At 58.8% G+C, this 24,287-nt stretch carries 22 protein-coding genes and 1 tRNA gene; 7 read left to right on the plus strand and 16 right to left on the minus strand.

Annotated elements, in window-relative coordinates:
* Positions 1 to 61: 61 nt before the first annotated feature.
* The 4 genes from AC2FJE_RS04225 to AC2FJE_RS04240 form a co-directional block, all read right to left on the minus strand.
* A tRNA-Ser gene (locus AC2FJE_RS04225) sits at positions 62 to 151 on the minus strand.
* Positions 152 to 322: 171 nt separating this feature from the next.
* Positions 323 to 1,396 (minus strand): hypothetical protein, encoded by a 1,074-nt coding sequence (locus AC2FJE_RS04230; protein WP_496705673.1) that lies wholly within the window; start codon positions 1,394 to 1,396, stop codon positions 323 to 325.
* A 135-nt stretch (positions 1,397 to 1,531) separates the two neighbouring features.
* On the minus strand, positions 1,532 to 1,849 hold the full coding sequence (locus AC2FJE_RS04235; RefSeq protein ID WP_058275224.1) for a DUF3775 domain-containing protein: 318 nt from the start codon (positions 1,847 to 1,849) through the stop codon (positions 1,532 to 1,534).
* An 87-nt stretch (positions 1,850 to 1,936) separates the two neighbouring features.
* A complete protein-coding gene (locus tag AC2FJE_RS04240; RefSeq protein ID WP_282170233.1) occupies positions 1,937 to 2,710 on the minus strand; it encodes a DUF1365 domain-containing protein in 774 nt (257 codons plus the stop codon).
* A gap of 149 nt (positions 2,711 to 2,859) precedes the next feature.
* Here AC2FJE_RS04240 and AC2FJE_RS04245 point away from each other — a divergent pair, with 149 nt between their 5' ends.
* Genes AC2FJE_RS04245 through AC2FJE_RS04255 form a run of 3 tightly spaced genes read left to right on the plus strand, consistent with a single transcriptional unit; the run spans position 2,860 to position 4,640 of the window.
* Positions 2,860 to 3,516, plus strand: a complete 657-nt coding sequence (locus AC2FJE_RS04245; RefSeq protein ID WP_282119536.1) for a sigma-70 family RNA polymerase sigma factor — start codon at positions 2,860 to 2,862, stop codon at positions 3,514 to 3,516.
* 10 nt (positions 3,517 to 3,526) lie between these two features.
* A complete protein-coding gene (locus tag AC2FJE_RS04250; protein ID WP_282170231.1) occupies positions 3,527 to 4,177 on the plus strand; it encodes a ChrR family anti-sigma-E factor in 651 nt (216 codons plus the stop codon).
* A 58-nt stretch (positions 4,178 to 4,235) separates the two neighbouring features.
* Positions 4,236 to 4,640 carry a hypothetical protein gene (locus AC2FJE_RS04255; RefSeq protein ID WP_282170230.1) on the plus strand — a complete coding sequence of 135 codons (405 nt, stop codon included), beginning with the start codon at positions 4,236 to 4,238 and terminating at the stop codon, positions 4,638 to 4,640.
* A gap of 3 nt (positions 4,641 to 4,643) precedes the next feature.
* On the opposite strand, the gene AC2FJE_RS04260 is transcribed toward AC2FJE_RS04255, so the two are convergent.
* The 6 genes from AC2FJE_RS04260 to AC2FJE_RS04285 form a co-directional block, all read right to left on the minus strand.
* Positions 4,644 to 5,873, minus strand: a complete 1,230-nt coding sequence (locus AC2FJE_RS04260; RefSeq protein WP_282119539.1) for a DNA recombination protein RmuC — start codon at positions 5,871 to 5,873, stop codon at positions 4,644 to 4,646.
* A gap of 52 nt (positions 5,874 to 5,925) precedes the next feature.
* Positions 5,926 to 7,776: a DNA mismatch repair endonuclease MutL gene (gene mutL / locus AC2FJE_RS04265; protein WP_496755530.1), complete on the minus strand. Its 1,851-nt coding sequence runs from the start codon at positions 7,774 to 7,776 to the stop codon at positions 5,926 to 5,928.
* Between the two features lie 282 nt (positions 7,777 to 8,058).
* Positions 8,059 to 8,988, minus strand: coding sequence for a metal ABC transporter permease (locus AC2FJE_RS04270; protein ID WP_496755332.1), 930 nt, complete (start codon positions 8,986 to 8,988; stop codon positions 8,059 to 8,061).
* Positions 8,985 to 10,190: a metal ABC transporter permease gene (locus AC2FJE_RS04275; protein ID WP_496755333.1), complete on the minus strand. Its 1,206-nt coding sequence runs from the start codon at positions 10,188 to 10,190 to the stop codon at positions 8,985 to 8,987. The genes AC2FJE_RS04270 and AC2FJE_RS04275 overlap by 4 nt, the downstream gene beginning before the upstream one ends.
* Positions 10,191 to 10,193: 3 nt before the next feature.
* Positions 10,194 to 10,997 carry a metal ABC transporter ATP-binding protein gene (locus AC2FJE_RS04280; protein WP_058274943.1) on the minus strand — a complete coding sequence of 268 codons (804 nt, stop codon included), beginning with the start codon at positions 10,995 to 10,997 and terminating at the stop codon, positions 10,194 to 10,196.
* Positions 10,998 to 11,000: 3 nt separating this feature from the next.
* Positions 11,001 to 11,954, minus strand: coding sequence for a metal ABC transporter solute-binding protein, Zn/Mn family (locus AC2FJE_RS04285; RefSeq protein ID WP_472724640.1), 954 nt, complete (start codon positions 11,952 to 11,954; stop codon positions 11,001 to 11,003).
* Positions 11,955 to 12,152: 198 nt separating this feature from the next.
* On the opposite strand from AC2FJE_RS04285, the gene deoC reads away from it, so the two are divergent.
* The 4 genes from deoC to AC2FJE_RS04305 all read left to right on the plus strand — a co-directional run bounded on the left by deoC (position 12,153) and on the right by AC2FJE_RS04305 (position 17,155).
* Positions 12,153 to 13,151, plus strand: coding sequence for a deoxyribose-phosphate aldolase (gene deoC / locus AC2FJE_RS04290; protein WP_472722728.1), 999 nt, complete (start codon positions 12,153 to 12,155; stop codon positions 13,149 to 13,151).
* A gap of 11 nt (positions 13,152 to 13,162) precedes the next feature.
* Positions 13,163 to 15,496, plus strand: coding sequence for an aldehyde dehydrogenase family protein (locus tag AC2FJE_RS04295; protein WP_496760670.1), 2,334 nt, complete (start codon positions 13,163 to 13,165; stop codon positions 15,494 to 15,496).
* Between the two features lie 24 nt (positions 15,497 to 15,520).
* Positions 15,521 to 16,336 carry an SDR family oxidoreductase gene (locus AC2FJE_RS04300; protein WP_496760671.1) on the plus strand — a complete coding sequence of 272 codons (816 nt, stop codon included), beginning with the start codon at positions 15,521 to 15,523 and terminating at the stop codon, positions 16,334 to 16,336.
* 87 nt (positions 16,337 to 16,423) lie between these two features.
* Positions 16,424 to 17,155 carry a cyclic nucleotide-binding domain-containing protein gene (locus AC2FJE_RS04305; RefSeq protein ID WP_282170223.1) on the plus strand — a complete coding sequence of 244 codons (732 nt, stop codon included), beginning with the start codon at positions 16,424 to 16,426 and terminating at the stop codon, positions 17,153 to 17,155.
* A gap of 6 nt (positions 17,156 to 17,161) precedes the next feature.
* Here AC2FJE_RS04305 and AC2FJE_RS04310 read toward each other — a convergent pair whose 3' ends face one another.
* From AC2FJE_RS04310 to AC2FJE_RS04335, 6 genes are all read right to left on the minus strand, one after another.
* On the minus strand, positions 17,162 to 18,466 hold the full coding sequence (locus tag AC2FJE_RS04310; protein WP_496760672.1) for a M16 family metallopeptidase: 1,305 nt from the start codon (positions 18,464 to 18,466) through the stop codon (positions 17,162 to 17,164).
* Positions 18,463 to 19,803, minus strand: coding sequence for a M16 family metallopeptidase (locus AC2FJE_RS04315; protein WP_282170221.1), 1,341 nt, complete (start codon positions 19,801 to 19,803; stop codon positions 18,463 to 18,465). Before AC2FJE_RS04315 ends, AC2FJE_RS04310 begins: the two co-directional genes overlap by 4 nt.
* An 81-nt stretch (positions 19,804 to 19,884) precedes the next feature.
* A complete protein-coding gene (locus tag AC2FJE_RS04320; protein ID WP_109313574.1) occupies positions 19,885 to 20,403 on the minus strand; it encodes a DUF3035 domain-containing protein in 519 nt (172 codons plus the stop codon).
* Between the two features lie 50 nt (positions 20,404 to 20,453).
* Entirely contained in the window at positions 20,454 to 20,924 is a 471-nt protein-coding gene (gene lspA / locus AC2FJE_RS04325; protein WP_496760673.1) for a signal peptidase II, read from the minus strand.
* Positions 20,924 to 22,513 (minus strand): bifunctional phosphoribosylaminoimidazolecarboxamide formyltransferase/IMP cyclohydrolase, encoded by a 1,590-nt coding sequence (gene purH, locus AC2FJE_RS04330; protein ID WP_496760674.1) that lies wholly within the window; start codon positions 22,511 to 22,513, stop codon positions 20,924 to 20,926. Before purH ends, lspA begins: the two co-directional genes overlap by 1 nt.
* Positions 22,514 to 22,535: 22 nt before the next feature.
* Positions 22,536 to 24,275: a heparinase II/III family protein gene (locus tag AC2FJE_RS04335; RefSeq protein WP_496697185.1), complete on the minus strand. Its 1,740-nt coding sequence runs from the start codon at positions 24,273 to 24,275 to the stop codon at positions 22,536 to 22,538.
* Between the last annotated feature and the right edge of the window lie 12 nt (positions 24,276 to 24,287).

The following is a 24,287-nucleotide window of genomic DNA, read 5'->3' on the forward strand; positions in this document are numbered from 1 at the left end:
AAAAACGTCGCGCAATATCGGTAACAAATGAGTTCGCGATTACGTCCGATTCAGAGTGTAATGGCGGAGACGAAGGGATTCGAACCCTCGAGACCCTTCCGGGCCTACTCCCTTAGCAGGGGAGCGCCTTCGACCACTCGGCCACGTCTCCGCTGGCGGGTATATCCTTGCATGTCGACCAGATACAAGACGATTTTGATCGAGCGCGATATTTTTCTGAAATCGATTGCGCTGATGCTGTTGGGATGCATTTGCTTGGCGAAAGCGCTGCCCCATCTGTTCCCTAATGCGATTTGGAACTATGAGGAGCGTCACCGCGACGTTAGCCCGGTTCGTCAGCTTCGATTGCCGCTCGCATGAGAAACAGTGTCGCCGGGTCCAGATTATTTTGAGCCATAATAGCTTCGAAGTTGGGGTTCAGTGCGTTGGTGCCCCAAGGTCGTACGGCCAGGGCAATCCAAATCGCAACAGTGCTGTCTTTGTCCAACTGATGCCTAAACACATCCAAGATCCGGGGTCGCAACTTGGGATAGGTCGTTCCGCCATCGGCCAGACTGCGGATCAGGAATCGCTTTTCGTCAGCCGTGCGTCCAGACCGTTCCAGCGACTTTTCGATTTCAAGTATTGCCTGTTCCCCATCCACTGCGATACCCGCCAAACCCCAGTCGTACAGGTTGAGACCCCCACTGCGAAGCGCGCTTTGATAGCCAAGCCTTACACGTTCTTTGGCCTTTGGATCCGACTGAAGACCCAACAATCGGATAAGTGCCGGTGCGTAGGCTAAACGATTGGGATTGCGAAGATCCTGCAATAATTGTGCGGTTGGCACGGCATCGGTCAGGTGGGTCAAAAGCCAAAAGGGCGCGCGATGGATTTCGATCAGCGCCGTGTTGCGCAACAGGCGATCTTCATGTGTGAGATAGGCACTAAAAAAGGCAACCTGCGCCGCGCGATCCGGCGCGCCACTGGCCCAGCCCTGCCCTTCGGCACGCAGTGTTTCAAGGAAATGGGCCCGATCCGGTGTCATCAAGAACCCCTTGGTCCAACCGCTGGGCAGGCTGCGGCCGGCCTTGTCCTGATACCCCGTCCCGTAGACCATCAAAACCGTTCTGTCCGGATTCGCACGAAAGGCGGATCGCATGACACTGTCGACCAGGAAAGGTATTTCGGGCAAAGCCTCAACCTGTTCCGGCGTGCCTTTCAAAACCGAAACGGGGGTGAACCTGAAAGGGTTGTCTGGCGATGGTGCCGCCAGCACGATCACACGCGCCGAAAGAATCCGGTCCGCCAGAGAATACTCCGGAAGCTCAACGCAGACGCCGCAGGCTTGAGCCGGGCGAGGCTCGAAGCCCACGCAAAGCGCGAGTACCGCAAGCATTTGCAAGACGCGCCACATGGATCACGCTCCGTCTAAAAGCACCCCAGCCTGAATGCGGGCTTTCGGGTTTCCTGATCATGTTATCCAAAAACCGGCTATTCGGCGAATGGTTTGCAATTTGCAGGCTGCACCGGTTGCAAATAGCCGCTGCACTTACATCAGGTCGTTTTCCACGTCCTCAGCCGAGATGCCCAGTGCATCCAAGCCATTTTCAAGGTGATCCGACAAGTGCGGCGTACCAATCAGGTAGTCCGCGCAAGGGGTCGAAGCCTCGGACTTGGCGGTTGCGATGGCCTCAGGCAGATCTTCGGCGAAAAAGCTTTCGCGCCCGACCCACATGACAGCCACCAGTTCGGCCTGTTCGTCCTCGCTCATCCGGTCGATGAAGGCGCGCAATTCGCCCTCGGCGCGACCCAGCTCGCGCCCCATCATCGCAACCTGAGCGATTTTCCTTGGCGAAATTTCCATCATGACCCAGCTCCTCGTGTTCGCGGTTTCAATAATACCACAACCATGAGGAGGGGGCTGAGTCTTTGATCTTAAGCAAAGACCTAAGCGCTAAGGCTTGCGACTGCGAGATATCGGCCGATCGGGCACAGGGGCGGTTCGGAACGGGACAAACCGGGCCTTTTTGATCTTAAGTTTGATCGCCTGCCAGATAATCAGGAAAAACGCACGCCGCGCACCGAAGGGGCGCCGCAGCAACGACCACACGATCGCCCGGTTGGACAGCGGTGCACGCGGTCCGGTCAGGGTGGCAATCAATCCACCCGCTTTTCGACCATAGTCAATCCAGACGCCGATACGCTCGGGGCGATGGTCGAACCGGAACTCATACGTCCCTTCGATCTTTTGAAACGGTGAGACATGCATCAGCTTGTCCGCAACGATGCGATCAGTCGGCTGGATCGGGGCAAACCCGGGATTGTTGCACAGATAGCTGTGGCGCGTGCCGTAAGTGTTCGTAACCTCTGCTACCACCGCATATAGTTGTTCATCGGCATCGAAACAGAACCAGAAGCTGACCGGATTGAAGACATGCCCCAGCACCCGTGGCTGCGTCAGCAACTCAAGTCTTGCAGGTTGCGTCACACCCATTTCGTTGAATTTGGCTCGCAACCACACCGCACCCTTCCCTTTGCCGGGTTCACCGCCATGGTCACGATCTCGCCAATACATCGCATTTACGCGGTTCATCGAAAACAAAAGCGGTGTGTCAGGCCGGGCTTCGGGGTCCAACAGGATGTAGTCGATGGAATACCGGAACGCATTCTCGATCCCGCCTTTTCGACCGTGGTAAGTATGGCCTGAAATATGGTCGATCCTGTTCATTCTCGTCAGTGTTCCAATTCGCCTGCAAGCCGTTCAAACGGCGCTGTTTTCTTCGACATATAGATACTTATCATACGAAACTTGGTCCGGTTCGGATTAAAATCGCATCACAATGTGATCCAGCTTGGGGCTTACCGCGTAATGTTGTTATGTTTACCGAGATCGATACCGCGACCTTGGATGAACCGGTGGCCAGCAGGCCTTCACAGAAACCGTGGCGCGCAAAGAAACGCATCAAGGGAAAACCGGTGAACCGAGCGCAAGACAGTTGTGACAAACGAGCTGAGTGGGTGGACCACGTCAGACGCATAAGGGACGCACAGGATCAGGCAGCGTTTGCTGAGTTGTTTCAGCACTTCGCGCCGCGGATCAAGGCGTTCCTGATCAAATCGGGCTCAGATGCGGCCATGGCCGAAGAGTGCGCACAAGAGGTCATGGTCACGCTGTGGCACAAGTCACATTTGTTCGACCCCACGCGGGCAACCGTGGCCACATGGGTGTTCACGATCGCCCGGAACAAGCGAATCGACGTCCTGCGCAAACAACGCCGCCCCGAGCCCGAAGAACTGGGATGGGGACCCGAGGCTGAACCGGAGCAGGACGACATACTCGTGCTGCAACAGGAAACCGCGCAGCTGCGCAACGCGATGACCGCGCTGCCAGAGGCGCAAAGACAACTGATCGAGAAAGCCTATTTTGGCGATCTGAGCCATCGAGAAATCGCTTCTCAGACTGGATTGCCACTGGGAACGATCAAATCCCGGATACGGCTGGCGCTGGACCGCTTGCGCCATGCGATGAATTGAGATGACGGATATGAGCAATAAAATCAAACATCACCTGACAGACGACCTGCTGATGGCTTACGCCGCAGGCACTCTGCCCGAGGCTTTCGACCTGATGGTCGCGACACATCTTTCCATGTGCAATCAATGTCGTGCTCAGGCCGAAAGCTTTGACGCCGTTGGCGGATATGTCCTGGAAGAACAGGACGAGACCGTTGCGATGAACGACAAGGCACTTGCGGAAACGATGGCTTTGATCGCAAACGGTGCGCCGATTGCCAAACCTAGGCGAGCCGGCTGCTCGGTTTTGCCAAGCCCGTTGCAGGATTACGTTGGCGGCGATGTGAACGACATCCGCTGGCGACCAATCGGCATGGGGGTCAAGCAGGCGATCCTGCCGACGAGCGGCGAAGCAACAGCTCGGTTGCTATTCATTCCGGCGGGCACCGCAGTTCCCGACCACAGCCATTATGGCGTGGAGCTGACAATGGTTCTGCAGGGCGCGTTTTCGGATGAGGTCGACCGTTTTGCCCGTGGCGATGTGGAGATTGCAGATGAAGACCTGCACCATACGCCGACAGCCGACATCACCGAGGATTGCATCTGCCTGGCTGTCACTGACGCGCCGCTGAAATTCAACAAGCTGATGCCGCGTCTGTTCCAACCGTTCCTGAAGATCTGACGCAATCAGCACTCAAATGGTATCCTGCCCTGCAAGCAGATTGGTGGAGGCATTTGAAATGATCCGGACTATGTTCTTTATTCTTGCCCTTATGGGTTTTTCATCTGTCGCTTCTGCCCAGTTGGTCGCTGACGTGAAGTTCGAACCGGGCAATTTCGGGACAATGGTCAATGGTACCGTCACTGGAAACGAGTACTTCGACTACAAGTTGGGTGCAAAAGCCGGGCAAGAGATGTTCGCCGACCTGAAGGTAAGCGACACAAATGGCTATGGCGTGATCTACTTCAACATCCTGCCGCCGGACAGTGATGGTTTCGCGATCTACAACGGCTCGATCGGCGGGAATACCGCGCGCATCGAATTGCCTGAGGATGGCGACTACACGATCCGGGTCTACCTGATGGGCAATGACCGCGATACGGACAAGACGGTCGGCTACAATCTGGATCTGTCAATCCAGTAATGCCTAGCCTTCGGACTGGCCCAGAGGCACAACGTTGGTCTGATCGTCAGGTGCCAGTTCCTCGAAATCGAAGTTATCCAACCGCTGAGCCCGGCGGCCAGCCTTTTCCGCGCTGATCTTGATTTCCGAGATATCCTTGGCCGCCTGCCCGAAATGGCGGTCCAGATTGCCGACCCGATCACCCAAACGCTCAACATCCTTGTGCAGCAAACCCAGTTCTTTGCGGATCGCCCCAGCTTGTTCACGCATCCGCGCGTCTTTGAGGATCGCACGCATCGTGTTAAGTGTCGCCATGCAGGTGGTGGGCGAGACGATCCACACGCGTTTGGTGAAACTCTCCTGCACCAGTTCAGGAAATTTGGCATGAAGTTCGGCATAGACCGCCTCGGACGGCAGGAACATCAGTGCTCCATCTGCCGTTTCACCGTCCAGAATGTACTTCTCGGAAATATCTGTAATGTGCTTGCGCACCGTGCTGCGGAACATCTGAACCGCCGCCTTCAACTCCATGTCATTGGTCGAACCGATCAGCGCCTCATAGGCCTCCAACGGGAACTTGCTGTCGATGACAATCGGTCCTGGAGGGTTCGGGAGGTTGATCAGGCAATCTGCGCGCCGTCCATTCGACAGGGTTGCCTGCAGCTGGAAACTATCCGAAGGCAGCGCCTTAGAGACGATATCATTCAGCTGAATCTCTCCGAAAGCACCACGCGTTTGCTTGTTCGACAGGATATCCTGCAAAGACAGCACGTCGCCCGACAGTTTTGTGATATTGTCCTGCGCCTTGTCGATGGCGGCTAAACGTTCCTGCAACTGCGTTAGCGATGTCGCGGTTTGTTTGGATGATCCATGCAGGGATTCCTTCATCCGCTCCTGCATCTCGGCCAAAGCACGCGCCGATTTCATCGCGTTATCCGCCAGCCGGTCATTCATCTGCTGCTGGACCGAGGACAGACGGGTTTCAACCGTTTGGATCACCTGCACCTGCGCATTGGCCTGCGTGTCCGAAACATGCTGCAATCCGCCGCGCAATTGTTCCTGCCCCTGCCCCAATTGCTGCACATGCTGGCCAAGATGCGCCATCTGGCGGGACAGAGGTTCCGCCATCCGGGCCGACCGGTTGGCTGCGCGCAGCGACAAAAACAGCAACAGCAGGATCAGCGTAACAACCCCGCCCACGGTCAGGATCACGGGGTCGTTCAACGCATATTGGGTTCCTGCAATCTCGATCATGTCGCCTCGGGTGTTCTTGTTTTATTCTCCATAGCCCAACCAAGCCAATGGATCAACTGCGGCCGAACAATCGCTCGATATCGCTCAGCTTCAATTCCACATAAGTCGGCCGCCCGTGGTTGCACTGACCGGAATGGGGCGTGGCCTCCATTTCCCGTAGAAGGGCGTTCATTTCTTCGGCCCGCATACGGCGACCCGACCGGACCGACCCATGACAGGCCACCCGGCTGAGAATCGCCTCAATCCGCGCCTGCACGGTCTGGCTTTCGCCCTGATCGGCCAGTTCGTCGAGGATATCGAGGATCATCGCCCGCGCGTCCACCTCTCCCAGAATGGCAGGAGTTTCACGCACCGCGATGGCACCGCCGCCGAAAGGTTCAATGGTCAGCCCCAGGTTCGTCAAATCATCAGCCACCTGCATCAAGCGCGCGCAATCGCTGTCGGACAGTTCAACAATTTCCGGGATCAAAAGCGCCTGCGCAGCAACCCCACTCTCGGCCATCTGTTTTTTGAGCTTTTCATAAACCAGCCGCTCATGTGCCGCATGTTGATCGACGATCACCATGCCGTCTGCGGTTTGGGCGATGATGTAGTTTTCATGTACCTGCCCACGTGCCGCGCCCAAAGGCAGGTCTTCAACCGGAGCCTCGGCGGTTGGCACAGGGCCCGGCTCGACCACGTTGCCGCTGTAATCTTGTGACAGCTCGGCGAACCCCGGCGCCTGCGCTTGATACGCCGCCTGCCGTGCAGATGGCGAAGGTCGGTCCATCTGATAAACGCGCGCAGGCGTAGGCTGTGCGGGTTCAGGACGCATCGCGCCCAGTGTCGCATTGGCCACTGTGGAGGAGGCCCTGTGCCCGGCCTCGGCCAGCGTGTGCCTCAGGGCCGAGACGATCAACCCGCGCGCGACGCCCGGATCGCGGAACCGGACCTCGGACTTTGCCGGATGCACATTCACGTCGACCAATGTCGGATCGCAATCGATAAACAATGCTGCTGCCGGATGACGATCCCGGCTGAGGAAATCGAAATAGGCCGCCCGCAGCGCGCCCGTCAGCATCTTGTCGCGCACAGGACGACCATTGACGAACAGATACTGCGCCACCGCCGCACCGCGCGAATAGGTTGGCAAGGCGGCGTAACCGTACAACCGGATCCCCTCGCGCGTGGCATCGATCTGCAGGGCATTTTCAGCAAACTCGCGCCCTATAACGCGGGCCAGCCGGGCATGCAGTGCGTCGAACAGATCACCATTTTCGCGGTCAGCGCGGAAGGTCACGCGCCCTTCTCCACCGCCAGAGACGTCACGCAAAGTGAAAGTCACCGCAGGCTCGGCCATGGCCAGCCTTTTGACGGTGTCGGAGATTGCCTGGGCTTCGGCCCGGTCGGTGCGCATAAATTTCAATCGCGCAGGCGTTGCGAAAAAGAGATCGCGCAGTTCGACCACTGTGCCAGCACGTAAGGCGGCAGGTTTCACCGCCTCGATCCGACCACCCGCCACATGGACCGAAGCCGCCTCGCCCCCCGGCACCCGGCTGGTAATGGTCAGGCGCCCGACGGCGCCGAGCGATGGCAGCGCCTCACCCCGAAACCCGAAGGTGTGGATATTCAGCAGATCAGACCCGTCGATTTTCGAAGTCGCATGGCGCGACAAGGCCAATGGCAGATCCTCAGCAGCAATCCCACAGCCATCATCGGTGACGCGAATCAGCGTCTTACCCCCATCGGCAATGTCGATCGCGACGCGGGTTGCGCCTGCGTCGATGGCATTTTCCACCAATTCCTTGACTGCAGAAGCCGGACGTTCAACAACCTCGCCTGCCGCAATACGGTTGATTGCTGCGTCGTCAAGTTGCCGGATGACCGGTCGATTTTCGCTGATATTGGGGTGTGCCTGCGCCATACCACCAGAACTAGCACATTCGCGCACGATTCTGCCACCGCTTTGGCTTGCATTTAGTGTGAGGAGGGGGCGTTCGAACAATCGCACCTTGCCAGCCTAGACTTGCGGCCAGTCTGGGCGCGATTGCTCGAACGATCCGGAGTGAGTGGTGGTCATCCAATAATCAATGGGTCAATTCATACCACGAATACGGTTTCACGATGCGAAGACTCTCTGGGCCTCAAGTCGGGTGGCGAAGTTTGGCCGATACCACGCAGGACCCAGCGGCGGGAAAATGCCGGGTCAAGCGGTTCCGGGTGCACCCGCCCGGGTCCGGCACGGCCCCCACAAAGCCGCAAACGCAAGGATCAGACCAGACATCGTTGCGATCATGCCCGCTGCACTGACCGCGTCCGCCGCCCCTAGCCAGAGCGGACCATATCCAGCCAGCACATACCCGGAGACAGCCGACAGGATGGCAAAGATGATGCTCCACGCGATTTGGGTTTCCAGCCGGTTGGTCATCATGCGCGCCGCCGCCGGGGGGCAAATAAACATGGCAATCACAATGATCGAACCCACGGCGTCAAACGCCGCCACGGCGGCAATCGCTGCCGTGATCACAAGGGCCATGCCCAGAACTCCGGTCCGGACACCAATGGTGCGCGCGAACCCTTCGTCAAAGGTGGAAATCTTCAGCGGCCGCCAGAACAGCCATACAAAGACGGATACCCCCAGCAAAGTCAGCGCAATCCGAGGCAATTCCGGCGGCAGCCCCGCCAGCGCCACGGGATCCAACACCGAAGACCAGCCCACAGCGTCCAACCAGATCAGGCTTTCCAGATTGCCATAAAGCGCATGTTCAACATCCAAGTGCACAGTCGAGGTATCGGTTTGTTCGAGCAGCAGCACACCAGCTGCAAACATCGTGGTGAAAACCACCCCCATCGCGGCACCCGCCTCGATCTGCCCCAGCCGCCTGACGGCTTCGATCAGAACCACGGCCACCACCGCCGCACCCGCGGCGCCCAGCATCATTGGCCAGGTTGAAATCGTTCCGGTTAGCAGAAAGGCCACGACAATACCCGGCAGCACCACATGGCTGATCGCATCCCCGATCAGGGCCTGTTTGCGCAGGACCAGGAAGTTCCCGGGCAAAGCGCAAGCGATGGCGGCAAACGTGCCGATCAGCAAGGGTGTCAAAGACAGGGGTACGAATTCTTCACCGTTCATGCCAGAACCTCCTGCGGGCCGCCGATCTGGCGGTCGATCTCGGCGATCTGATCTTGGGTCAGGACGGTTTCGATGTCCCGCAACCCGTCGTACAGCGCTGCCGTTGCCTCATGCATCTGATCGGCCCTGACGATTTCCCAGCGCTTTTCATCCCGCAGCGCCTTGGCAGCCCGGGCTTTGCCGATTTCGGTGGCCACGCCATCTGCCCGCGCAAAACCGGCACGCCGCAACAGGCGCAAGGTCAACGGCTCATAGATCTTTTGCCCTTGCGCCAGTGCCAGCAGACCCTGCCGAATGTGAACCCGACGCTGGAACCGCAGTTGCCGCAGAACCGCTGCCAGAACACCCCGAACAGGCGCAAGTAACAGGGACAGGGCAAAAAAGCCGAAGCTGACCAGAACAATAATTGGGCCAGTTGGCAGGTTGGGCGCCGAGGCCGACATCGCAGCACCCAGATAGCCCGCCAACCCTCCGGCCAGTCCAGCTAGCAGCACCACGCGGTCCGAGCGGTCCGTCCAGAACCGCGCCGTGACAGGTGGGATGATCAGCAGCGCCACAATCAGGATTAGCCCGACAATTTTCAGGCCCACCACGGTAACCGCCATGACCAGCCCCATCATCGCCAGATCAATCCGGTGCACCGGCAGGCCCCGGGCAGCAGCGTATTCAGGGTCGAAGGCGACCATGGTCATAGGTCGGCGAATGATCATGACCAGCAACAGCGTCGCTGCCCCACCGATTGCGATGACCAGCGCATCCGCCCACAACATCCCTGCGGTCGAGCCAAGCAGGAACCCTTCCAGCCCGGCCTGACGACCGACGCCCATGGTCTGGATCACGGTCAACAGCACGATGCCAAGACCGAAGAACACCGACAGGATGGCACCAATGGCTGCATCCTCGGCCAGTCGTGTGTGGCGTGTCAGCCAGTTCATGCAAAGCAAACCGACCCAAGCCGACACCGCCGATCCGGCCAGCAGACCGATCAGGTTGCGCCCATCGCCGCCAAGGGCGACCAAAACCATGAACCCAAGGCAGACGCCGGGCAGAGTTGCGTGGCTGATTGCGTCGCTGACCAGCGCGCGTTTGCGCAGGAACAGGAACGTGCCGGTCACACCAGCGGATATACCCAGCAAGGTCGCACCAATCGCGACCAGCGTGGCGTTATAGCCCAGCTGCAGGGTCAGAGCATCCCAAAGCATGATTTACCCCAATGCGCGCGAAATCTGGTCGATCTGCGCAGTGGCCAAACGGCCGCCATACGCCGATTGCAGGGTTTCGGCGGTAAAGGCCTCGGCCACAGTTCCCTCGGCCACTTTGCGGGTATTGATCAGGAATACATGGTCGAAATAATCAGTCACCGTGGCCAGATCGTGATGCACGACAACAACGGTCTTGCCCGCCTCTTTCAGCGACTTCAGCACTGCGATGATTGCTTTTTCCGTCGCTGCATCGACACCTGCGAATGGCTCATCCAACAGATAAAGATCAGCATCCTGCGCCAGAGCACGGGCAAGAAAAACGCGCTGTTGCTGGCCGCCGGACAATTGACCAATCTGACGATCGGCAAAATCGCGCATCCCGACCCGGTTAAGACAGTCCATGGCCCGGGACATATGCCGGGCACGGACACGACCCAGCAAGCCCAGCTCGCGGGACAGACCCATCAACACAACATCAATCACGCGCGTCGGAAAATCCCAGTCGACGCTTGCTCGTTGCGGCACATAGGCAATTCGTGCACGCTGTTTCTCCAGCGGTTCACCAAAGACGGACACCTGCCCGGACAGGGGCGAAACGATGCCCAGCGCCGCCTTCAGAAGCGTAGACTTCCCCGCCCCGTTCGGGCCGATGATCGCCGTCATCGCGCCGGGTTGCACGGTCATATCCACCGAAAACACGGCAGGTTTCTGACCGTATGAGACAGTCAGGCCGCGAATGGCCAGCGGGCAGTCCTTTGTAATTTTTTCAGCAACCGAAGCACCCTGATGCGCAGCCAGCGACAGCATCGTTCAAGACCCCGCCGACAATTTGCCGTTCATGCCGCGTTCGGGCACGTCTGCGCCCAGCGCTCCGGCAATCACAGAGATGTTGTGATCCAGCATCCCGATATACGTGCCTTCATAGGTGCCCGGTTCACCCATTGCGTCGGAATACAGCTCTCCGCCGATGCCAACATCATGGCCTTTGGCCGCGGCCCCTTCGATCAGCGCGCGCATGGACCGATCAGAAACCGAGCTTTCCACGAAGACTGCCGTCAGCTGCTGATCCACCAAGGTATCGACCAGCTCGCCAATCCGGTTCAGACCGGCTTCGGACTGGGTCGAGATGCCCTGTATACCAAGCACCTCATAGCCGTATTCCTCACCGAAATAGCCAAAGGCGTCATGCGCCGTTACAAGCACACGGTTGTTTTCCGGTACGTCGGCCAGCACTTGTTTGCCGTAGGCTTCCAACTGATCAATCTCGGCCAGATGTGTCTGCGCGTTCGCGGCGAAAAAATCAGCAGCCTCGGGGCGGGCCTCTGTCAGGGCTTCTTGAACCTCGACCACCACATCGCGCCAAACTGCCGGGCTCATCCATACATGCGGGTCATACTTATCGGCATAGTCGTCATGCGCGCGCAGTTTGGACTTATCGACACCTTCGGCCACAGCCACGACCGGACGTTTACGTCCGAGATCATGGAAGAAGTCTTCCATCTGCGCTTCAAGGTAAAGACCGTGCCACAGGATCAGATCCGCCCGGGTCATAGCAACGATGTCGCTGCGGGTCTGACGATAGGCATGCGGGTCGACGCCCGGGCCCATCAAGCCCTTGACCTCAACCTGATCGCCACCGATCTGACGTGCCGCATCAGCGATCATGCCCGTGGTGGCAACAACCTTCAGCGGCGCCTCGGCCCATGCCGCGAGGGGCAAAGCGGCGGCAAAAGCCATAACCGCAAGAAAACTACGACGAATCATTTCTGACCCCATTTAGGTATCCTCTTGAGAATGAATATGCGAACCATTCGCAACTAAGTCAACGCTATTGCGAATTATTCGCAAGAAAACCTCAAATTTGTCCATTTGGTCAAAAAAATTGCACACGGAAGGCCGCTATGCCTTCCAATTAGCGCCAAGCCGTGCGAATTTGGCGCAAACCTCCCAAAGGATGTGAAGATGGAAACGCAGAGCTCAGAAAGCCCCGTGCGCACCGCGCATCTGCCGCAAGTGACCGAGCCCAGAAACCCCGGTATGGATCTTGATCTGGACTGGGTACGCGCCGTGCAGGTCAATACTTCGGCCATTGAACGCCGCGCCGCGACCCTGCCCGGTCGTCGGTCCGTCAAAAAAGAATATCAGGCCGCATGGCTGTTAAAGGCGGTCACGATGATCGACCTGACCACCCTGTCGGGTGACGACACGGTTGGTCGAGTCCGCCGTCTGTGTGCCAAGGCACGGCAACCCGTTGCACCTTCGGTTCTGAAGGCGCTGGATATGCCGCCTATCACAACCGGGGCCGTTTGCGTCTATCACGACATGATCGAAACCGCCGCAGACGCGCTGCATGGCACCGGCATACCTGTTGCCGCGGTTTCCACCGGCTTCCCGGCTGGTTTATCGCCATTCCATCTGCGCGTGGCCGAGATCGAAGAAAGCGTAAAGGCCGGGGCCGAAGAGATCGACATCGTGATCTCGCGCCGCCATGTCCTGTCGGGTGACTGGCAGGCATTGTATGATGAGATGAAGGCTTTCCGCGTCACCTGCGGCGATGCACATGTCAAAGCCATCCTCGCCACCGGAGAGCTGGGCAGCCTGCGCAACGTCGCGCGTGCTTCGCTGGTTTGCATGATGGCCGGGGCGGATTTCATCAAGACCTCGACCGGCAAGGAAAGCGTCAACGCTACCTTGCCGGTTTCGCTGGTCATGATCCGCGCGATCCGCGACTATTATGACCGCACCGGACACCGGGTCGGCTATAAACCGGCAGGCGGCATATCCAAGGCCAAGGACGCGCTGGTTTATTTGTCGCTGATCAAGGACGAACTGGGCGACCGCTGGCTGGAGCCGGACTTGTTCCGTTTTGGCGCGTCGTCCTTGTTGGGCGACATCGAGCGGCAGTTGGAACACTATGTAACTGGCGCATACTCCGCCGGTTACCGTCACTCCATGGGCTGAGGACAAAAACAATGACAGTCAAAGAGATATTCGAAACCATGGATTACGGCCCTGCCCCCGAAAGTGCCGCCGAGGCTCTGGCCTGGCTGGTCGATCAGGGCGACAAGTTCGGTCACTATATCGATGGTGCGTTCACCAAACCCGGCAAAGGGTTCGACAGCCGCAACCCGGCGACCGGAGAGGTTTTGGCCAAGCTGACGCAAGCCAAACAGGCCGATGTGGATGCTGCCGTTTCTGCCGCCCGAAAGGCGCAACCGAAATGGGAGAAGCTGGGCGGTGCAGCCCGTGCGCGGTACCTCTATGCCATCGCGCGCCTGTTGCAGAAGCATTCGCGCCTGTTTGCAGTGCTTGAGAGCCTCGACAACGGCAAGCCGATCCGTGAATCACGCGACATCGACATCCCGTTGGCGCAGCGACATTTCTACTACCACGCGGGCATGGCGCAGCTGATGGAAAGCGAACTGCCCGATGCTGAGGCGTTGGGCGTCTGCGGGCAGATCATCCCGTGGAACTTCCCGTTGCTGATGCTGGCGTGGAAGATTGCGCCGGCACTTGCGATGGGCAACACCGTGGTTCTGAAGCCAGCCGAGTACACTTCGCTGACCGCACTTTTGTTTGCTGACATTTGCACACAGGCCGGGCTGCCCAAAGGCGTAGTCAACATCGTCACTGGTGACGGCGCCGTGGGCGAGATGATCGTGAACGCGGACGTGGACAAGATCGCCTTTACCGGCTCGACCGTTGTGGGCCGCCGCATCCGTGAAGCAACCGCGGGTTCCAGCAAGGAACTGACATTGGAGCTGGGCGGCAAGTCGGCCTACGTCGTCTTTGATGATGCCGATATCGACAGTGCCATCGAAGGTCTGGTCGACGCGATCTGGTTCAATCAAGGGCAGGTCTGCTGTGCGGGCTCGCGCCTGTTGGTGCAGGAAGGCATCGCTGATCGCTTTCACGACAAGTTGCGCGCACGGATGGACAAGCTGCGCATCGGCGATCCGCTGGATAAATGCATTGATGTGGGCGCGGTTGTAGACCCGGTCCAACTGCAAACCATCAAAAGCATGGTCGAAAGCAACACCGCTGGTCACGTGCACCAAGCCGCGTGCGATCTGCCTGCGAACGGATGTTATTACCCACCCACGCTGATCTCGGGCCTCGAAACTTCCGACCCGCTGATGCAGGAAGAAATCTTTGGCCCGGTGCTGGTGTCCTCAACCTTCCGCACGCCGGAAGAGGCGGTGGAGCTGGCCAACAACACCCGTTACGGGTTGGCTGCGACCGTGTGGACCGAGAATGTAAACCTTGCACTGGATATCGCGCCCAAGCTGGTTGCGGGTGTCGTCTGGGTTAATGCCACCAATCTGTTTGATGCGGCCGCTGGTTTCGGCGGCGTGCGCGAAAGCGGCTTTGGCCGTGAAGGCGGCTGGGAAGGGCTGACGGCCTATACCAGGCTCAAAGGCAAAGCTAAGCCGTTGGCGAAGGTCGAAGCGGCCATCGGCGAGGGCTCTCCGGTCGATCCGATTGACCGTACCGCCAAGATGTATGTCGGAGGCAAGCAGGCACGGCCCGATAGCGGCTATTCGAAACCCGTCTGGGGTAAATCCGGGCTGTTGGGCCACGTGGGCCTCGCCAATCGCAAGGACGTCCGCAATGCGGTTGAAGCTGCGGCAGGGGCCAAAGGTTGGTCCAAGACCACCGGCCATCTGCGGGCACAGATCCTTTATTACATCGGCGAAAACCTCTCGGCTCGCGCCGACGAGTTTGCCGCTCGCATCGACGCAATGACCGGCAAGAAAGACGGTGCGAAAGAGGTCGAAGCTTCAATCCAACGCCTGTTCTCCGCCGCCGCTTGGGCCGACAAATATGACGGTCAGGTGCACGGCGTTCCGATCCGTGGCGTGGCGATTGCCATGAAGGAATCCGTGGGTGTCATCGGCGCGCTGTGCGCGGATGAGGCACCTCTGTTGGGTCTGGTCTCGGCCATGGCCCCGGCGATTGCGATGGGGAACCGGACAGTCCTGGTGGCCTCAGAGCCCTACCCTCTGGCAGCGACTGATTTCTACCAGATCCTTGAGACGTCTGACGTCCCCGCTGGCGTGGTCAACATCCTAACCGGCAGCCACGCGGAACTGGCGAAACCGCTGGCATCGCACCTGAACGTCGATGCTGTCTGGTCGTTCTCGTCCACTGACCTGTCGAAAGAGATCGAGGTCGTCTCGGCCGGGAACCTGAAACGGACCTGGGTGAATAACGCGACGGCAATCGATTGGGGCGTGGACCATTCCCGCCGCTTCCTGCAGGCTGCGACCGAAGTCAAAAACATCTGGGTGCCCTACGGCGAGTAGGGCTCCCCGCCAAGGGAGGCCTACATGGACTTTTCAGGAAAAACCGTCATCGTCATTGGCGGAACCAGCGGTATCAATCGCGGCATTGCCGAGGCCTTTGCGGCCTCGGGTGCCAAACTGGCCGTCGCCAGCCGGTCGCAGGAAAAGGTCGATGACACTGTTGCCGCGCTGAAAGAAGCGGGCGCACAGGACGCCATTGGCGCGGCGTTCGATGTACGTGACCCGGAGGCCGTGGCAAACGGGCTGAAACAGTTCCACGACGCGTTCGGTGACTTCGACGTGCTGGTATCGGGCGCGGCGGGCAACTTCCCGGCATTGGCGGCAGAGATGTCGGTCAATGCGTTCAAGACCGTGATCGATATCGACCTGATGGGCACGATCCACGTGATGAAGGGGGCCTATCCTTTCCTCAAGCGTCCGGGTGCCAGCATCATCAACATCTCGGCCCCTCAATCCTACCTGCCTTACGAAGGCCAGACCCATGTCTGTGCCGCCAAGGCAGGCGTGGATCAGATCACCCGCACCCTGTCGATGGAATGGGGCGTCGAGGGTATCCGCGTGAACTCGGTCGTGCCGGGCTTTATCGAAGGCACTGAAGGGGCCAAGCGTTTGGCCCCTACGCCAGATGCCGGAGAAGCGTTGCGCAAGGACGTCCCCTTGGGCCGTTGGGGTCAGCCGCAGGACGTGGCGAACGCCTGTATGTTCCTAAGTTCTGATCTGGCTAGCTATATCAGCGGCACGGTTCTGGCCGTCGATGGCGCGTTGTACCAACGTGGTTCGGGCAAGTTCGGCCAGATGATGGGGCAAATGTTGCGCGCGCAGGCGAAAGCACGCTCATAAGACCCATTAACCTGTGAGGTTGTTCATTTACGGCTTCACGTAATTGGCACAGCGTAAGACCCATTCATTGCGAGGGTGGGTCCTTACATGCTGAATAGTCCATTTGAATTTACCGAGTTTGTCGAATTGGCCACCATGATCGGCGTAGCCGGGGCTGGCCTTTACATTCTGAACTACTTTTTACTGCAAATCGGCATAGTCCGCGGCAATGGCGTGCTCTACCCGGTTCTAGTTATCGTTGCTGCAACCTGCGTTCTGATCAGCATGGTTGAAGAATTCAATCTTGCCGGTTCGATCATACAGATGGCCTATATCGCGATCTCGGTCATCGGATTGCTGCGCGGATACCTTTCGCGGCATCTCATTCGCTTTTCCGCAGCCGAGCGCCAGTTCATCTCACATCATCTTGGGTCACTGAAACCGCATCATGCCCGAAAGCTATTGAACACTGCGTCGGTTCAGGAGTTCGCCAAAGGCGACATTCTGATCGAAGAAGCTAGAACAACAGATTTCCTTGGCTATGTCCTGAGCGGCCGAACAACCATCCTTCAAAATGGTCAGGTCATCAATATTTGCGGCTCGGACGAGACACTAGGAGAGCTGACATTCGGCCTTGGCCTACCCGCAACGGCCACCGTCATCGCCTCAGAGCCGACAACCTGCCTGGTGTTCAACAATTTCCGTCTGTCCCGCCTGCTACGCCGCAACCGCTATATCGACGATGCGCTCAAAGCTGCGCATTTCAGGCATGCGCGGCAAAAGCTTCTGAACAGCAACAAGCATACGCTTCGGGCACAGAAACAGCCCGTCGCGGCCTGAACGGGTTTAGCCATCCAGACCCTCGGGCTTGCCGACAATGGTGAAGTGGAGCCCATCAGGGTCCAGCAATTCGCTGGCGACCCGGTTGATCTCTTCAAGCGTGATCGCATTCACCTTGTCGTTGCGGGTGGCGATATAGTCGATGGGCAGGTCTTCCATCTGCATCCCGACCATGATCCCCGCGATCTGGCCATTGCCATCAAACCTCAGCGGGTAAGCGCCCGTCAGATAGGTTTTGGCATCGTCCAGTTCTTTTTGGGTTACACCTTCGGACGCGGCACGAGCCCACTCGTCGCGGATCACCTCGACCGCTTCGGCAATGCGATCATTGCTGGACGACACGGACCCCAGATAGACCGAGGCCAGGTCCTTGGGCACCAGATAAGTGCCGATTCCGTAGGTCAAGCCACGCTTTTCTCTAACTTCCTGCATCAGGCGGCTTTCAAACCCGCCCCCGCCAAGGATGTGGTTCAGGACAAAGGCGGCAAAGAAATCGGGATCATCGCGGTCAATGCCGGCATGTCCGAACAGGGCCACAGATTGCGGCGTGTCGAACTCGACAACGCTGACACCACCGGGGATGGACACATCGGCACGTTCAGGGATCGGCTTTCCAGTTTTTGGCAGGTCGGCCAGCAGTTTATCCAGCAACGCGCCCAGCTCTTCGGGGGTGATGTCACCCACTGCGCCGACATACATCCGGTCTTGGACAAAGACATCCTCATAGGCGGTGACCACGTCATCGCGCGTCAGGGCGGTCACGCTTTCGATCGTACCCTTACCTTCGGTGCCGTAAGGGTGATCGCCGTAGGCCATTTGGGCAAAGTTACGACCCGCAATGTCATTCGGGTCGGTTTGATCGGATTTAAGGCCGGACAACACCTGCGCCTTTACCCGGTCCACTGCATCCTGATCAAAGCGCGGCTCGTGAATGGTGGTGCGCAGCAAGTCGATCACGTCGTCCCGGTTCTCGGTCAGGAACTGCGCGGTGATCGACACCGAGTCATCGGTTGCACCGTACCGGAACGAGGCCGCCAGCGATTCCAGCTCACGCGCATAGGTGCGGGCATCCATGTCACCTGCGCCTTCCTCAATCAGGCCGCTCATCAGGTAGACCGCACCGCGTTTGTCCGCGTCATCCAGCGATGTGCCGCCGCGAAAACGCAGCTCCAGCGCGGTGAAGGGGATCGAGTGATCCTCGACCAGCCAGGCGGTGATACCACCAGGAGAAGTAACCTCTTCGATCTCGATATCGGCCCACACGGGCAGAGCGACAACGAACGCGATCAGGGTTGCGAATATCCGTTTCATTGCGTCACCTCGTCATCGCGCATTAGCCAGCCGGTGACCGATGTTTCCGGTTGTATTACCTCGCGGGCAGCGGCGATGATCTCATCCCCAGTGACAGCTTGCAGAATATCGGGCCAGGCCTGCACGTCCTCAACTGTCAGGCCGCTGGTCAGTGCGCGGCCATAGCGGTTGCCAATCCCATCCACATTGTCGCGCGCATAGGTCTGCGACGCCCGCAGCTGCATCTTGATCCGGTCAAGGTCTTCTTCGTTCACACCCTCAGCAATGAAGTCGGCAACCACCTGATCCATTGCATCTTCGGCCTCTTGCAGGGAAACGCCTGCAGCCGGGACGACGATCAGGTCAAAGGTCGTATCATCCAGCGAGACACCCCGATAGAACGCCCCGGTGTAGACAACCTTCTGCTGCTCGAACTGCAGCTTTTCGTTCAGGTAGGATGTCGTGCTTCCGCCCAACAGTTCTGCCAACAAAAACAGAGCAGCCGCTTTTTCCTGTTCGCCCGGATCACGCTCGGGTGCCAGATAGCTGCGCTGCACATAGGGCTGCGACACGCGCGCGTCTTTGTATGTCAGACGGCGTTCTGCCGTTTGCGGCGGTTCCTGCGACCGGACCCGTTCTGGCAGGTCAGGGTTGGCGGGGATCACGCCGTAATACTGCTCGGCCAGCGATTTGACCTCGTCAGGTTCGACATCACCGGTGACGACCAGAATGGCGTTATTGGGCGCGTAGTGGGTCTGGTAGAAGGACAGCGCGTCCTCCATGTCCAGCGTTTCCATCTCGTGCCGCCAGCCGATGATTGGCACGCCGTAGCGATGGTTGAGGTATTGCGACGCGCTCATCTGTTCACCGAACAGGGCACGCGGGCTGTTGTCCGTGCGCTGGTTGCGTTCCTCAAGGATCACGTCGCGTTCGGTGACAATATCATTTTCGCTCAGGCGAATATTGCGCATCCGATCCGCTTCCATCCGCATCATCAATTCCAGCCGGTCGGCGGCAACCCTTTGGAAATATGCAGTGTAGTCGTACGACGTGAACGCGTTGTCGGTGCCGCCATTGGCCGCAACAGTGGCCGAAAATTCGCCCGGGGCCAAAGTGTCAGTGCCTTTAAACAGCAGGTGTTCCAGGAAATGCGCTACGCCCGATGATCCCACGGGCTCATCTGCTGACCCTGCGCGATACCAGACCATATGCTGCACAACAGGGGCGCGGTGATCCTCGATCACGACGACATCCATGCCGTTGTCCAACGTAAAGGTCGTGACCGCTTCGTGCCCCTCGCTTGCAGCAAGAGGGGTTGCGGCCATCAGGGCTGCCGACAATGCCAGGGCCCGAACCATAGGGCGTCCTCCGTTTGATTTATGCTGTTCAAACTACGGTGGCGCCACGCGGGTTCAAGGCCAATGACGAAAAGTTAAAGATTATTCATCTACCGGTGGCGCCGAAGGTGTTTCTATCCCGGCTTGGCGTGCTGCCTCATTCTGACGGTCGGGATTCAACGTTTCGCGGCGGTAGACCTGCGAATACCGATCCACGTTGAACAAGCGCAAGCGCGTCAGGCGGCTCTGCTTTCTGCGGAATTCTGCATCCTCGGCATCAACCACCTGCCGGGCATTTGCCGGAACCCCATACCGGCTGGAGGCCGTCACAAGGGCGGCGTCCGTGGACGGGATGGCCGTATTTGCATTCAGCGAAGATTCGTTCCCGCCAAGGGCAACGACAGCTTCGGCCTTAGGGTTCGGATCGGTCAGGTTCTCACCACCCAGAGTGGGCGCAGGCAGAAAAGCGTAATCCTTGGGCTGAGTCAGTGGTTTGACAGGCAGGACCGAGAATTCGTCCGGCCCCTGCCCGGGCGCTTCCAAGTGGCGCAATCCGATATCGGAACAGCCCGCAGCCGCAAAGGCCAATGTCAAAGCAAATATGGAACGCGGCAGCCGCATCAGAGTCTCCAGCCTGTTTCAGGCGCTTTTATCGCATTTCAAATGGCACGTCACGAGGCCTTTTTGCCTTCGAACAGCACCAGACCAATCGCTCCCGCAAAAATGAACACATCAGCAAGGTTGAACACGAAAGGGTTGTTGATGCCGCAACAGGACATGTTCAGGAAATCCAGAACATAACCATAAAGCAGGCGATCCACGACGTTGCCCAGCGCCCCTCCAATCAGCAACCCGCCGCAAACCAGCATCAGTTTCGACGGGGCTGTGCGCATAAGCCAGATCAGCACACCGATTGCGATGACCATGGAAACACCGATCAACGCCCATCGGGCAGCATCGGTATTGCCCTGAAACAAGCCGAAATTGATGCCCCGATTCTCACCGTATTTGAACACCAGCAGCGGCGGCAGAACATCAATGTTCCCATCAGCCACACGCATAACGTGAACGACGAGATACTTGCTGATCTGGTCGATCAGTAACGCAGCCAGTACGGCCCAGAGAAGCAGACGAAAGCGCATCAGTGGCGGAAGTGGCGCATGCCGGTAAAGACCATGGCGAGACCGGCCTCATCCGCGGCTGCGATCACCTCGTCATCGCGCATCGAGCCACCCGGCTGGATAACACAGGTCGCGCCGGCCTCGGCCGCTTCCATCAGACCGTCCGGGAACGGGAAAAACGCATCCGACGCCACGGCGGAACCGATTGTCAGTGGTTGGGCCAAGCCCAGAGCATCAGCCATACGCTCGGCTTTCTTCGCTGCAATCATCGCCGAGTCCAGGCGGCTCATCTGCCCGGCACCCACACCCACGGTTGCTCCGTCTTTGACATAGACGATGGCATTGGATTTGACGTGTTTCGCCACTTTCCACGCAAACAGAAGATCGCGCATCTGTTCCTCGGTCGGGGCTTTCTTGGTGACGACCTTCAGGTCATCCAGGTCGACAAATCCGTTGTCCTTATCCTGCACCAGAAGGCCACCAGCTACCTGACGGACGGTTTTGCCACCTGCGGTCACGTCCGGCAGACCTTCGGTTGTCAGCAGACGCAGGTTCTTTTTGGCGGCAAAGATTGCCTTGGCCTCATCTGACGCACCCGGAGCGATCACAACTTCGGTGAAAATTCCGGTGATTTCCTGCGCGGTTTCGGCATCCAGCGGCTGGTTCAGCGCAATGATCCCGCCAAAGGCCGAAGTGCGGTCACAATCAAACGCGGCCTTATAGGCCTCGATCAATGTCGCGCCCTTCGCAACACCGCAGGGGTTGGCATGCTTGATGATCGCGCAGGCTGCGCCTTGCGCCGGATCGAACTCGGCCACCAGTTCAAATGCCGCGTCTGTGTCGTTGATGTTGTTGTAGCTCAGTTCCTTGCCCTGATGCTGCACCGCTGTCGCCACACCGGGGCGGTTGGTGCCATCGGTGTAGAAAACCGCCTGTTGGTGGCTGTTTTCGCCATAACGCAAGGTCTGCTTCAATTCTCCGGCAAAGGCGCGACGGCGCGGGGCCTCGGCGGCCAGCGCATCGGCCATCCAATTCGACACGGCCGCGTCATAGGCGGCGGTACGAGCATAGGCTGTCTGCGCCAGGTTCTGACGGAACGCATAGGAAGTCTGCCCATCGTTAGCCGCCAGCTCAGCCAGCAGCGCGTCGTAATCCTGAACATCCACAACTACATTCACAAAAGCGTGGTTTTTCGAGGCCGCGCGGATCATCGCCGGGCCACCGATATCGATGTTTTCGATGCATTCGTCGTAACCCGCACCTTTGGCTACCGTGGCCTCGAACGGATAGAGGTTCACCACCAGCAGGTCGATCGCACCGATGCCGTGCTCATCCATCGCCGCTACATGACTTTCGTTGTCACGCAGTGCCAGCAGACCGCCATGCACCATGGGATGCAGTGTTTTAACACGGCCATCCATCATCTCGGGGAAGCCAGTGATCTCGCTGACATCCTTCACCTCAAGCCCTGCATCCCGCAGCGCCTTGGCGGTACCACCGGTCGACAACAGCTCGACCCCGCGCTCGGCCAGTGCCTTGCCCAGCTCGATCAGCCCGGTCTTGTCGGAAACGGAAAGCAACGCGCGGCGCACGGGGTGAAGATCGGTCATGGGGTCAAAGGTCCTTTTGGCGTCAGTAAAACTCGGGCTCGTCCCGGTGTATATCCCGCACGGCATAGGCTGTGTCCTGGGCCTTGCTCAGCGTCCACCGGATGCGCGTCGCATACTCCATTGCGCGGCCAGATAGAACGATCTGTTTTGTCGCGCGTGGTTTTAAACGCCCGTTTTCCAAATAAACGCTTGGTTCTACAGATAATTTTCCGACGCCATCATGGCGGAAAACCCAAATCTCACCACTTTTCAGCGCCATCGACACCGCAGCGCCCCCCAGATCCAGTGCCGCATCCACGTCCGGATGCAGGTGAAACCGGATGTCAAAGGCGATGCCCTTCAGACCCGAGGCGTCCATCGCCTTGTCAAATTGGCGCTTCGCCTTGTCGGTGGCCGTCAGCAGAATATCCTCGCAGGCCAGCTCACGCCCATCAAAGCGCAGCTCAAAGGTACGCGCATGTGTCAATCCGAAGACCTTGGTATACCCGTCATGCCCGGCCATGAATCGCGTGCCTTCAAAGGCATCCTCGAAATCAATGGGAACCTCATGCGGCGCATCCACCAGTGCCTCGCGTTCGGCTCCCTGCGTCGGTGGCGCCAGCCGAGCGCTTGAATACCCATCAAGGCACAGTGTCGAATGCGACGGTGTCGCCCGACCCGCACGCCGCCATTCCGTCCCAAAGCTTTCGCCCGATCCGCAATTGACCACCAGTGGTCTGCGGCCCGACGTCAGTTCGAACGCCAGGGTCGAAGCATGGGCGTTGTATGACGCCGCCCCCTTGGGTGGAGTGGCAGCATCCACAATCACGCTGGTTCTGGCCGCATAAAGTCGGGCAAATCCCATGGACAGCCCCGTGGTGTGATGTGGCCTGACACCGCTTTGCGCCAGTGCCTGATCCAAACGCCCTTCGACACCGCGCCCACCGCCGTGAAACCGGGCCAAAGCCCCGTCCGCATGGCGCAGGCTGCGCAAGGTGGGGGCCATGCGTTTGATGGCACTTGCCTGCGCCCCGGGCGTGCCCCGGCCCAACGCGCTGAGCGCGGCCGAGGTCCATGAAAGCAGCATAAAGACCTCAAGCAGCTCTTCGGGGTTGCGGGTTGGGATACCGCCCTGTTCGTCTACCTGACTGTCACACTCGCGTGCCAAAGCACGAAGGGCAGGATCAGCCATTTGCTCCAACCCCTCCAGCGCCAGACCAGCCTGCACCAGCCCGGCAAGCGCCTCAAACCGGGGAAGACCGGGAGTCGCTGCCTTCCAGCGCTTGGACAAAAACCATGTCTGTTGGGCCAACGAACGAAAAAACATCCTGCTTTGATGTTCATCTGCGCCGCGCAACAGGAAAATCGCATGGTTGATCCAGCGTATAACGCGCCGACCGGTCAGATCAGGTGCCCAGCCCGGCCCCTGACCGCGGCCATGCGCGTTAATCCAGCCCCAGACCCACCGCTGGGCCTTTTCACGCGCGCGCATATCGCCAACAGCCGCCAGATCGTCGAGCCAGGCAAAGCCGTGGCGTTCATTGTCAAAACCGGTACTGGGCGCGGTCACATCCCACAGCTCGGTATCCTGAGCCTCGACCAAAAAGCCTGCGAACAGCAGATTTCCGGCGACCAACTGACGCCCGCGCGCAAATGAGCCGACCGTGCGTGGTTCCGGCTCGCCAACAAACCCCGAGACCGCTTTGCGACGCTGGCTGAGCCGCGCGTAGAGACGGTTCTGAAACCGTGTCCACTGATTGGTCATGGTATCTGTCTTCGACATGACGCTCGTTAC

The organism is Ruegeria sp. CDSC002 (assembly GCF_059610905.1).

Excerpts from the sequence above, each read along its gene's own strand:
- deoC (WP_472722728.1), top strand. The coding sequence starts at position 12,153 with ATGGAAACGCAGAGCTCAGAAAGCCCCGTGCGCACCGCGCATCTGCCG.
- AC2FJE_RS04305 (WP_282170223.1), top strand. The coding sequence starts at position 16,424 with ATGCTGAATAGTCCATTTGAATTTACCGAGTTTGTCGAATTGGCCACC.
- AC2FJE_RS04245 (WP_282119536.1), top strand. The coding sequence starts at position 2,860 with ATGTTTACCGAGATCGATACCGCGACCTTGGATGAACCGGTGGCCAGC.
- AC2FJE_RS04235 (WP_058275224.1), bottom strand. The coding sequence starts at position 1,849 with ATGATGGAAATTTCGCCAAGGAAAATCGCTCAGGTTGCGATGATGGGG.
- mutL (WP_496755530.1), bottom strand. The coding sequence starts at position 7,776 with ATGGCGCAGGCACACCCCAATATCAGCGAAAATCGACCGGTCATCCGG.
- AC2FJE_RS04320 (WP_109313574.1), bottom strand. The coding sequence starts at position 20,403 with ATGCGGCTGCCGCGTTCCATATTTGCTTTGACATTGGCCTTTGCGGCT.
- AC2FJE_RS04240 (WP_282170233.1), bottom strand. The coding sequence starts at position 2,710 with ATGAACAGGATCGACCATATTTCAGGCCATACTTACCACGGTCGAAAA.
- lspA (WP_496760673.1), bottom strand. The coding sequence starts at position 20,924 with ATGCGCTTTCGTCTGCTTCTCTGGGCCGTACTGGCTGCGTTACTGATC.
- AC2FJE_RS04250 (WP_282170231.1), top strand. The coding sequence starts at position 3,527 with ATGAGCAATAAAATCAAACATCACCTGACAGACGACCTGCTGATGGCT.
- AC2FJE_RS04300 (WP_496760671.1), top strand. The coding sequence starts at position 15,521 with ATGGACTTTTCAGGAAAAACCGTCATCGTCATTGGCGGAACCAGCGGT.
- AC2FJE_RS04315 (WP_282170221.1), bottom strand. The coding sequence starts at position 19,803 with ATGGTTCGGGCCCTGGCATTGTCGGCAGCCCTGATGGCCGCAACCCCT.
- AC2FJE_RS04255 (WP_282170230.1), top strand. The coding sequence starts at position 4,236 with ATGATCCGGACTATGTTCTTTATTCTTGCCCTTATGGGTTTTTCATCT.
- AC2FJE_RS04270 (WP_496755332.1), bottom strand. The coding sequence starts at position 8,988 with ATGAACGGTGAAGAATTCGTACCCCTGTCTTTGACACCCTTGCTGATC.
- AC2FJE_RS04280 (WP_058274943.1), bottom strand. The coding sequence starts at position 10,997 with ATGCTGTCGCTGGCTGCGCATCAGGGTGCTTCGGTTGCTGAAAAAATT.
- AC2FJE_RS04310 (WP_496760672.1), bottom strand. The coding sequence starts at position 18,466 with ATGAAACGGATATTCGCAACCCTGATCGCGTTCGTTGTCGCTCTGCCC.
- AC2FJE_RS04230 (WP_496705673.1), bottom strand. The coding sequence starts at position 1,396 with ATGTGGCGCGTCTTGCAAATGCTTGCGGTACTCGCGCTTTGCGTGGGC.
- AC2FJE_RS04285 (WP_472724640.1), bottom strand. The coding sequence starts at position 11,954 with ATGATTCGTCGTAGTTTTCTTGCGGTTATGGCTTTTGCCGCCGCTTTG.
- AC2FJE_RS04275 (WP_496755333.1), bottom strand. The coding sequence starts at position 10,190 with ATGCTTTGGGATGCTCTGACCCTGCAGCTGGGCTATAACGCCACGCTG.
- purH (WP_496760674.1), bottom strand. The coding sequence starts at position 22,513 with ATGACCGATCTTCACCCCGTGCGCCGCGCGTTGCTTTCCGTTTCCGAC.
- AC2FJE_RS04295 (WP_496760670.1), top strand. The coding sequence starts at position 13,163 with ATGACAGTCAAAGAGATATTCGAAACCATGGATTACGGCCCTGCCCCC.
- AC2FJE_RS04260 (WP_282119539.1), bottom strand. The coding sequence starts at position 5,873 with ATGATCGAGATTGCAGGAACCCAATATGCGTTGAACGACCCCGTGATC.
- AC2FJE_RS04335 (WP_496697185.1), bottom strand. The coding sequence starts at position 24,275 with ATGTCGAAGACAGATACCATGACCAATCAGTGGACACGGTTTCAGAAC.